Here is a 7,866-nt window from a genome sequence, read left to right as displayed (position 1 = left end):
AGCGAGCGCCCCTCTGGCTACGGTGTTCCGATGAGCGGGAAGCAAATCAAGCTATTTCTGATCGACGGGACACCAGGTGGGTTGACAACCGCTGAAATTACAAACTGGACCGGCCACCTTCTAACGGCCGGCAAGTCGGACCTGGCCAAACTTCTTCTACGCGACGAGGCGCAGCACGCCGGCGCTTACTTGCTACTAAGCGACGACGAAGAAGCCCTCGGAAAAACTCGTTGCTACATCGGCGAGGCGGAGGTCGTCGCCGACCGCTTGCGCAACCACAACAAGAAGTCCTGGGATCGGGTTGTCATCATCACGTCCAAGGACGCCAACCTGACTAAGGCTCATGGCCGCTACTTGGAGTCAAAGCTGGTCGCACTGGCAACGGAAGCCGGCCGCGTAGAGGTCGACAACAGCACTACGCCCGCTGCCCCGGCGTTGCCTGAGGCGGACAAGTCGGACATGGACTATTTCATTTCTCAGTTGCAAATCGTCCTGCCGGTCCTCGGCGTCAATGCCATTCGGATTCCGCAGCCGCACGCGGCGGCGGCCGGTTTCGGGGAACCGACTACATCACCCATCTTTCGGCTCGGGCACGCCAAACTCGGCGTGGACGCGCGGGCGCAACAGATAGACGGCGAGTTCACCATGCTCGCTGGTTCGTTGGTGGTCGCCTCCTGGCATGGCGTCGGCAAGGCGCAGAGCACCCGGAAGGCATATCGTTCCTACCGGGACCAACATGAGCAACTGGTCGAGAACGGGGCGATCGTGATCGAAGGCGAAACCGGCCACGTAACCCGGAACATCGTGTTTTCCGCCCCATCGACCGCCGGTGCCGTCGCCCTCGGACGGTCCTGCAACGGTCGTCGAGAGTGGATTTCCTCAGAAGGGACATTCGGCGAGTGGGAAAGCCGAGGCGTCGAGTAGCAGTTACACATCGTGTGCGTACCGTCTCCCGACTAGTTAGGTGGCGGTCGCCACTTGGGAATCAGGTTGTAGCCGATCGCCGGATTGTTCGCGCCATGCTGAACAATCAGCGCTATCTCCTTCTTGCGAACCTCCGAGTCGGACGCCGTCTCCGACTCCCACAGAATCTCCTTGCGAAGCGTCAATTCCAACCGGTTCGGGTCGAGGCCGAGGTCTGCGGCGATCTTCGCGCCGGCGCTCGGACTACCCAAGTACAGCGGCGATCCGGTCAGATCCATGCCGACGTAGATCATCCCGTTCGGGTAGGTGATCTTGTAGATCTGCTTGCGCCGAGCCATCCCGCGACCATAAGCGAGTCCGCGATCACTTGTCCGCCGCGGCACGCGCCCGAAGGGACGCTGCGTCGCCGGCCCTGTGCAAGATTCGGATGTACAGCGACCACCGAGCGTTACACCGCGGTCGACGACGACGACGAGATACGGGCCGCGATGATGTCCGCGGGAACGGTATAGCCTGCGATCCGCGGGCGAGTCTCATTCTGGAATGTCGAGACCGTGGCTGGTCAGCCAATCGTCCCATTCCGAGACGGCTGCGTCAGCGACCGCTAACGCGTTGTGCCGCGTGCCGTCGATGTCGATCACGAAGTGAGCCGACCCAAACTTGGCCGGGAATTTGAAGGGGAACGTCGTACCTTGGTCGTGGCCTACGACTTCCGCGGGTGGATCGTCGCGCGTCCGGAGTTCGAAGTGTTTCGCCGCGTTCGCGACGTCAGCGCAGGCCTGGATCGCCCACGACGTGCCCTTGCGGCCCTTGGCACTGAACAGAAGCCGTACCTCGCTCCTGGCAGGCTCGCCGACCTCCTTCGACTTGTTGATCCAGTCGCGGAAGTGCAGCACGTCGTAACAGAAGTGGTAGAGCGCATCGAGGCGAGTGTCTTTGTCGCGTGCGCCGCCCTTCACGAGTGCGTAGGAGCGCTGCATTCTGCGGTACTGGTCTTCCCACGTCTCCCCGAGCATCATGCAACCTTCCATCGCGATCCATGGGTCCGCTGTTTGATGCGGTAACCCTCGAGGAGCAGAATGGCCCGGGCCTGATCTTTGTAAACGTTTACTTGACAAATAGAGCGCTGTAAACGGATCATCTACAACATATGGAGATCAGGGACAGCGCCCACGACCACGGGGTCGAGGACGATGACATTCTCCACGCGTGGCGTAATCACCTGCGTTACGTACTGCTGGAGTACAACGATGCGCTCCAGTACCTCGCGATCGGCCCCGACCGCAGCGGCGCGTTGTTGGAGTTGATCGTCCCGACCGACGAGCCGAAGCGGATCATCCACGCGATGAAGCTGCGGCCGAAGTTCTACAGGTACCTCCAGTGAGGTGGTGACGACGATGGCGAATGTGAAGCACAAGCAAGACCTTGAGGATTGGCTGGACTCGATCGAGCCGGATCCAGCGGACGCGCGGGACGCGTCGCATATTCGGCGGATCATCGCGGCAGCCCAAGCGGTCGAGGCCGCCCAGGGTGAGCTGTGGGCCGCGGTGGCCAATGCCCGGATAGCCGGCGACACGTGGGAAGCGATTGGTGTCGCGTTGGGGATCAGTCGCCAGGCCGCATACCAGCGGTTCGGTAAGGAAGGTCTGATTGATCCGGAATCAGGCGAAGTCGTCGACGATGAACCGGACCGGCCCCGCAAGGCGCGGAAGGCGGGAAAGCGGCAGGCTGTGCGTTCAACTCAGCCCCGTGCTCGGAAGCGAGTTTGGCGGTCGCAGTAGCGGACTCCGCGCGTCGGCGTGTGTACACCGTCACTTCCGCCGCGCTCATCTCGAAGCACTTTTTGCGCAGAAGCATCGGAGCGTGCGTTAAAGATCCTCTTCGGCGTCGCCAAGAAAAGCGCGCTTCACCTCATCGGGCTGATCAGCGAGGAGGAAGTTGCCGAGGGTCGCCAACTTTCCGGCCAACTCCACGACGGCAAGCGCGGTGAAGCCCAGTATCCGTTCCCGCGTCGCATCGTCGATCGACTCGAACACCCTGTCGGGGCCGATGTGGTCGAGGACCACGTTCTTGAGCATCGCGCTTGCGGTCCAACCGTCGGGCACGCCCAGATGCTGCCAGTGATCCTTCGTCAAGGTGCTCCTCCTTCCCCTCACCGGTCTGAACAACCCGAGCGTAGGACTGTGGGCGTGGTTTGGGCGGCGGGCACGGGCAAACGGCCTGACCTCATTGCGAGGGCTAGGGCGTAAAGTTGCTGTATGAGGCTGATTTTGACGCTCGCAGCGGTCACAGCCGCGGCCCTAGGAATCATTACGGCGCCGGCCGCCAGCGCGGCACCGCGTTGCTTGTTCGAGGGCGACTGGAACTGTGAGGGGCCCCCGCAGTGGAACGGCCCCGGCCTCAACACCTGGGACGTACCCGGCACCTACGGCGGCTGGACCACCAACCCGCTGATCTGCGATCCGGTCACCTACCGCTGCCAGCAATACGTGACACCGTGATCCGCGGTAGAGACTTCCCAGGGCGACCGCTGCGCTGTCCACGTAGGTCGGCTTTTGGCGTTGCCTGGCGTGTGTACGTTCGGAGTTTGTGACGACCAGCGAGCCGCCCGGGATTCACATCGAGATTGCCGTCGAGTCGATCCGCTCGTTGCCCATCAAGATGTACTTCTCGCCAACCGGAACGGACATTGACCGCGCCTCTCTAAAAGCCGCTCGGCCGATGGCTGACGGGAGCGCATTCTTGTACAGGTTCGACGGGAAGCTTTACCTCGTGACGGCCGGGCATAACTTCTCTGCGAAGCATGCCGAAAACGACAGATACATCGGTACCTATCAGACCGAGCCGACTCACGTACGCATCGGCCTACGCCTACGACCTCCGCCAGACGGACGATACGACCTCACTAAACCTCAGGAAATCAAGCAGGTATTGGTGCCGCTCATCGACGCAGAGTGGAATCCGCTGTGGTACGAGCATCCGCGGTATGGGCGCCGAGTGGACGTCGCGGTACTGCCATTCAACGTCAAGGACGACGATGTGCTTATTGATCCGTGGGAAATGTCGCCAGCCACGCCGGAAACGCCGCGTGACGAGAGACTGCGGCCGACCGAGGATGTGTTCATTGTCGGGTATCCATACGGACTCCAGAGCGGTTTTGATCTTCCGCTCTGGATTCGGGGGACCATTGCGTCCGAGCCCGCGTTTTACTGGCGATCAAAACTCGGGCTTGAGCTGCCACTGTTTCTTGTCGACGCCCGCACGAGGCGAGGGCAGTCGGGATCCCCGGTCATGTTTTTTCGGCCGCCCAACACGCTGTTTCTGACATCGGAGAAGAAGCTCCAATACACGATCGGAACGCACTCAAAACTGCTCGGCGTGTATTCGGGACGTACCGCCGCCGAGTGTGACCCCGGCTCATCCGACCTCGGATTCTGCTGGCGCATAGAAGAAGTCAATGCTATTTGCCGCGAATGTGTACGGGCGACAAGAGTGAGTCTGCGCAGCATCGACGATGATACCGAACAAGTCTTATTGGACCACCTCGACATGGAGGACCTGATCACACTGTTCGCAAACCCCAGCGGAGCATTATCAGACCAACTCATGAATCAGCTGGCCTTGCTTCCGGGCGGTCTCGGTCGCCGCGCCGAATGGGTGATAAATCTGTCAGAAGACAGTGGCACAGCCCGGCTTTCGCCGAACTTAGTGGAAGTACTCAACGATCGACGGGACGACCTCGGACGATGGTGGGAAAACGTAGATCCTGACGACCGTGCCTACTTCATACAGCACCGCGACGATGAACTGGCGAGCGAGTACAGGGACACCGTGATGGCAGCAAGTGACGCGATCGCTACCGACAACTCCACGGGACTTTTCCACTTGCCCCAGATTGTTCGAGTGTTCGTGGAATGGAAAGCGCGCGAATAAAGCTCGTGAGGTATGCCAAAGGACCGACGTGCGAGCCCATGATCATGCCGCCAACTCGGTCAGCTGGTCGCGCGCGTCGAGCACGAACGTCGTGCCGTACGCGGCACCGCCGAATGCGTAGTCACCGTGAGGCAGGCCGACATGCATGAGGGCCCGCATCAGCTGCGCGGTCGAGACCCGCACCGCATGACCGGCGGCTAGAGCGTCCTCGAGCTCGTCACGCTGACCGGTACGCCAGCGTTGCAGCGAGCGCCGGTGATCAGCGAGTCGTAGTTGCCGTAGCCCATCGGTGTTCTGTGCGCGGCGCATCCGATGCACCACTCCAGCGGGCCAGGGCGGCGGCGCGGTGCCGGTTCGTTCCCACCGGCACCAGGCCGCCAGAGGATTCCGGCGCATCTACGCGCGACCGGGCTAGCGTCGTAGCCAACAGCTGCCTAGCGGCCGGCGGCGGCGGCCCGCTTACCGCCAAGCCTGTTCTAGGGCAACCTAATTGGCGTCTTGGCTGGGACCGCCGACGACATATTCGGGGCAATATGCGCTCGCCGCGATCGCGGCGAACTTGGCGGCACCGGAGATGGTGAAGCCGGGATTCTGCTCGGCCACCTTCCTGACGATGTCGATGTCCTGCTGGCCGCTGTCCATCAGCGTGCACACCTGTCTGCCCGCCGCGACAGCCTGTTCGGGGCTGCCGTAGGTGATGCCGGCCTTGTTCAGGGCAGTCACGAACTCCGCGTCGACGCTGCCCGGATCGGCGTTGGCCGGTACGGCCACGCAGATCATGGCCGCCACGCCGGCCAGCATCGAGAGCAGTTTCACTGCTCCATCATCGCGCACCCGGGCAGTGCTGTCCTGTCGACGGCAAGGGCTAGTCTCGACCCGGGCTCGATAACGCGGACACTGAGGAGGAATTACGTCATGGCCAAGGTCGTGCTGGTGCTGTATCCCGACCCGGAAACCGGTTATCCCCCGGAGTATGCGCGCGACAGTATCCCGGTGCTGCAGGGCTACCCGGGCGGTCAGAGTCTGCCCAGCCCGTCATCGATCGACTTCACTCCCGGTGAGCTGGTGGGCTGTGTGTCCGGCGCGTTGGGGTTGCGCAAGTTCCTCGAAGAAGGTGGCCACCAGTTGGTGGTCACCTCGGACAAAGACGGTCCGGATTCGGAGTTCGAGCGTGAGCTACCGGACGCCGATATCGTGATTTCCCAGCCGTTTTGGCCGGCGTATTTGACCGCAGAGCGAATCGCCAAAGCGCCGAAACTCAAGCTGGCGATCACCGCCGGAATCGGATCGGACCACGTCGACCTCGACGCCGCGATCACCCGCGGCATCACCGTGGCCGAGGAAACCTACAGCAACAGCATCAGCGTGGCCGAGCACGCCGTCATGCAGATCTTGGCCCTCGTGCGCAACTTCGTCCCGTCGCACCAATGGACGGCCGAGGGCGGCTGGAACATCGCCGACTGTGTGGCGCACGCCTACGACGTGGAGGGCCTCGACGTCGGCGTGATGGCCGCCGGCCGCATCGGACAGGCCGTGCTGCGCCGCATGGCGCCCTTCGACGTCAACCTGCATTACACCGACACCCGTCGGCTGCCGGCTGAGCTCGAGCAGGAATTGAACGTGACGTTTCATCCCGACGTGGCCTCGCTGGTGCGCGCGGTCGACGTGGTGTCCATCCACGCACCGCTGCACCCGCAGACCTACCACTTGTTCGACGAAAAGCTGCTGGGATCGATGCGCCGCGGCTCCTACATCGTCAACACCGCGCGCGCCGAAATCTGCGTGCGCGACGCGATCGTGGCAGCACTGCAAAGCGGTCAACTCGCCGGTTATGCCGGCGACGTGTGGTACCCCCAACCGCCGCCGGCCGACCACCCCTGGCGCACCATGCCGCACAACGCGATGACACCGCACATCTCCGGCAGCACCCTGTCGGCCCAGGCGCGCTACGCCGCGGGTACCCGCGAAATCCTCGAAGACTGGTTCGCCGGGCGCCCCATCCGCGAGGAATACCTCATCGTCGACGGCGGACAGCTTGCCGGCACCGGCGCCGCCTCCTACACCGCCGGAGGCAGCGGAAGTCCCGGCAGCGGTTCGTGACCGAACGAATCGAGGTGCAGCGCCGCATCGCGGCCCCGCCGGCCGACATTTTCGCGGTGCTGTGCGACCCACATGGCCACGTCGCGATCGACTCATCGGGGATGTTGCAGGACGCCGACGGCGGACCTGTGGGTGCAGTCGGTGACAGCTTCGTCGTGCACATGGACCGCGAGGCGCTCAACGACTTCCCACAAATGGGCCGCTACGACGTCACCGTCAGCATCCGCGAATTCGAGCCCGACCGGCTGATCTCCTGGACAATTCTGGGTCAGATCCGACCGCAGATCGGCCATGTCTACGGCTACCGCCTCGAGCCTGATCAGAACGGTGAAAGCACCGTAGTCACATCGTTTTACGACTGGTCGCAAATCGACGAAAAGTGGCGTGCGGCGGGAATTTTCCCGGTCATCTCCGAACTCGCATTGCGCGCCACGCTGGGCATTTTGGATCGCACCGTTCGACGCGGTTACCCGAAGGGCTGAGGCGCGGCGGTCAGCGCCGACGACTCAGATGCATCCGCTCACGCTGACCCGACGCCGCCCGCCGAGGTTGACACATGCATTGACATTGGGGCGCGGTACCGGCACCGGGACGAAGGCCGGCGGTGGCGCCTGGCAACCGTCTGAGTCGTCGCATGAGCTGTCCGAGCAGTCCGGCTGACCGTCTTCGCACACATCGGCGCGGCTCGGTGCCGGAACGCTGAGCGTGACGACAGAGAAGGGCACTCCGGCCAACGCGAACACACAAGCGACAGCCGCAGCCAATCGGCGAATCGGCCGAACCATACGCCGCCAATCGGTAGCCACGGTTGGACGCATGGTCGGCAGTGTAATTCAACACAAGCCAAAAAATGGCCCAACGACGGTAGTCAACCCAGGGTTGACGCAGGCAGAGCGTCAACCTAATGTT

11 protein-coding genes and 1 pseudogene are annotated in these 7,866 nt (G+C 62.7%); 7 read left to right on the top strand and 5 right to left on the bottom strand.

Translation table 11 applies throughout. The features are described 5' to 3' along the window. On the top strand, positions 1-924 hold a 924-nt coding region (locus AC5Y5W_RS18510), incomplete at its 5' end, for a GIY-YIG nuclease family protein (protein WP_500014081.1). Between the two features lie 32 nt (positions 925-956). On the opposite strand, the gene AC5Y5W_RS18505 is transcribed toward AC5Y5W_RS18510, so the two are convergent. Together AC5Y5W_RS18505 and AC5Y5W_RS18500 are read right to left on the bottom strand one after the other, a co-directional pair. Then, positions 957-1,262, bottom strand: coding sequence for a GIY-YIG nuclease family protein (locus AC5Y5W_RS18505; protein ID WP_500014082.1), 306 nt, complete (start codon positions 1,260-1,262; stop codon positions 957-959). Between the two features lie 195 nt (positions 1,263-1,457). Continuing rightward, complete coding sequence (locus AC5Y5W_RS18500) at positions 1,458-1,943, bottom strand: hypothetical protein (RefSeq protein ID WP_500014084.1); 486 nt, start codon at positions 1,941-1,943, stop codon at positions 1,458-1,460. A gap of 131 nt (positions 1,944-2,074) precedes the next feature. On the opposite strand from AC5Y5W_RS18500, the gene AC5Y5W_RS18495 reads away from it, so the two are divergent. Further along, the gene (locus tag AC5Y5W_RS18495; protein WP_500014086.1) at positions 2,075-2,308 is read left to right on the top strand and encodes a hypothetical protein; all 234 of its coding nucleotides are present in this window, start codon (positions 2,075-2,077) and stop codon (positions 2,306-2,308) included. A 22-nt stretch (positions 2,309-2,330) separates the two neighbouring features. Beyond that, positions 2,331-2,582: pseudogene (locus tag AC5Y5W_RS18490) on the top strand (hypothetical protein); the annotation flags it as partial. A gap of 210 nt (positions 2,583-2,792) precedes the next feature. On the opposite strand, the gene AC5Y5W_RS18485 reads toward AC5Y5W_RS18490, so the two are convergent. Then, positions 2,793-3,059, bottom strand: coding sequence for a hypothetical protein (locus AC5Y5W_RS18485; RefSeq protein WP_500014088.1), 267 nt, complete (start codon positions 3,057-3,059; stop codon positions 2,793-2,795). 123 nt (positions 3,060-3,182) lie between these two features. Between AC5Y5W_RS18485 and AC5Y5W_RS18480 the strand changes: the two genes are divergently transcribed. Continuing rightward, a complete protein-coding gene (locus AC5Y5W_RS18480; RefSeq protein ID WP_500014089.1) occupies positions 3,183-3,425 on the top strand; it encodes a hypothetical protein in 243 nt (80 codons plus the stop codon). A gap of 88 nt (positions 3,426-3,513) precedes the next feature. Then, positions 3,514-4,857, top strand: coding sequence for a S1 family peptidase (locus AC5Y5W_RS18475; RefSeq protein WP_500014091.1), 1,344 nt, complete (start codon positions 3,514-3,516; stop codon positions 4,855-4,857). Between the two features lie 42 nt (positions 4,858-4,899). Here the strand turns inward: AC5Y5W_RS18475 and AC5Y5W_RS18470 are convergent, their stop codons facing one another. Both AC5Y5W_RS18470 and AC5Y5W_RS18465 read right to left on the bottom strand, forming a co-directional pair. Then, positions 4,900-5,166: a hypothetical protein gene (locus AC5Y5W_RS18470; protein WP_500022431.1), complete on the bottom strand. Its 267-nt coding sequence runs from the start codon at positions 5,164-5,166 to the stop codon at positions 4,900-4,902. A 177-nt stretch (positions 5,167-5,343) separates the two neighbouring features. After that, on the bottom strand, positions 5,344-5,658 hold the full coding sequence (locus AC5Y5W_RS18465; RefSeq protein WP_500009344.1) for a DUF732 domain-containing protein: 315 nt from the start codon (positions 5,656-5,658) through the stop codon (positions 5,344-5,346). Positions 5,659-5,772: 114 nt separating this feature from the next. On the opposite strand from AC5Y5W_RS18465, the gene AC5Y5W_RS18460 reads away from it, so the two are divergent. Both AC5Y5W_RS18460 and AC5Y5W_RS18455 read left to right on the top strand, forming a co-directional pair. After that, on the top strand, positions 5,773-6,957 hold the full coding sequence (locus AC5Y5W_RS18460) for an NAD-dependent formate dehydrogenase (RefSeq protein ID WP_500009343.1): 1,185 nt from the start codon (positions 5,773-5,775) through the stop codon (positions 6,955-6,957). After that, positions 6,954-7,439, top strand: coding sequence for an SRPBCC family protein (locus tag AC5Y5W_RS18455; protein WP_500009342.1), 486 nt, complete (start codon positions 6,954-6,956; stop codon positions 7,437-7,439). The genes AC5Y5W_RS18460 and AC5Y5W_RS18455 overlap by 4 nt, the downstream gene beginning before the upstream one ends. The last annotated feature ends 427 nt before the right edge of the window (positions 7,440-7,866 follow it).

It is taken from the genome of Mycobacterium sp. NGS51 (assembly GCF_059812525.1).
The sequence above is the reverse complement of the archived record's forward strand: the minus strand, read 5'-3'. Positions and strand labels throughout refer to the sequence as shown.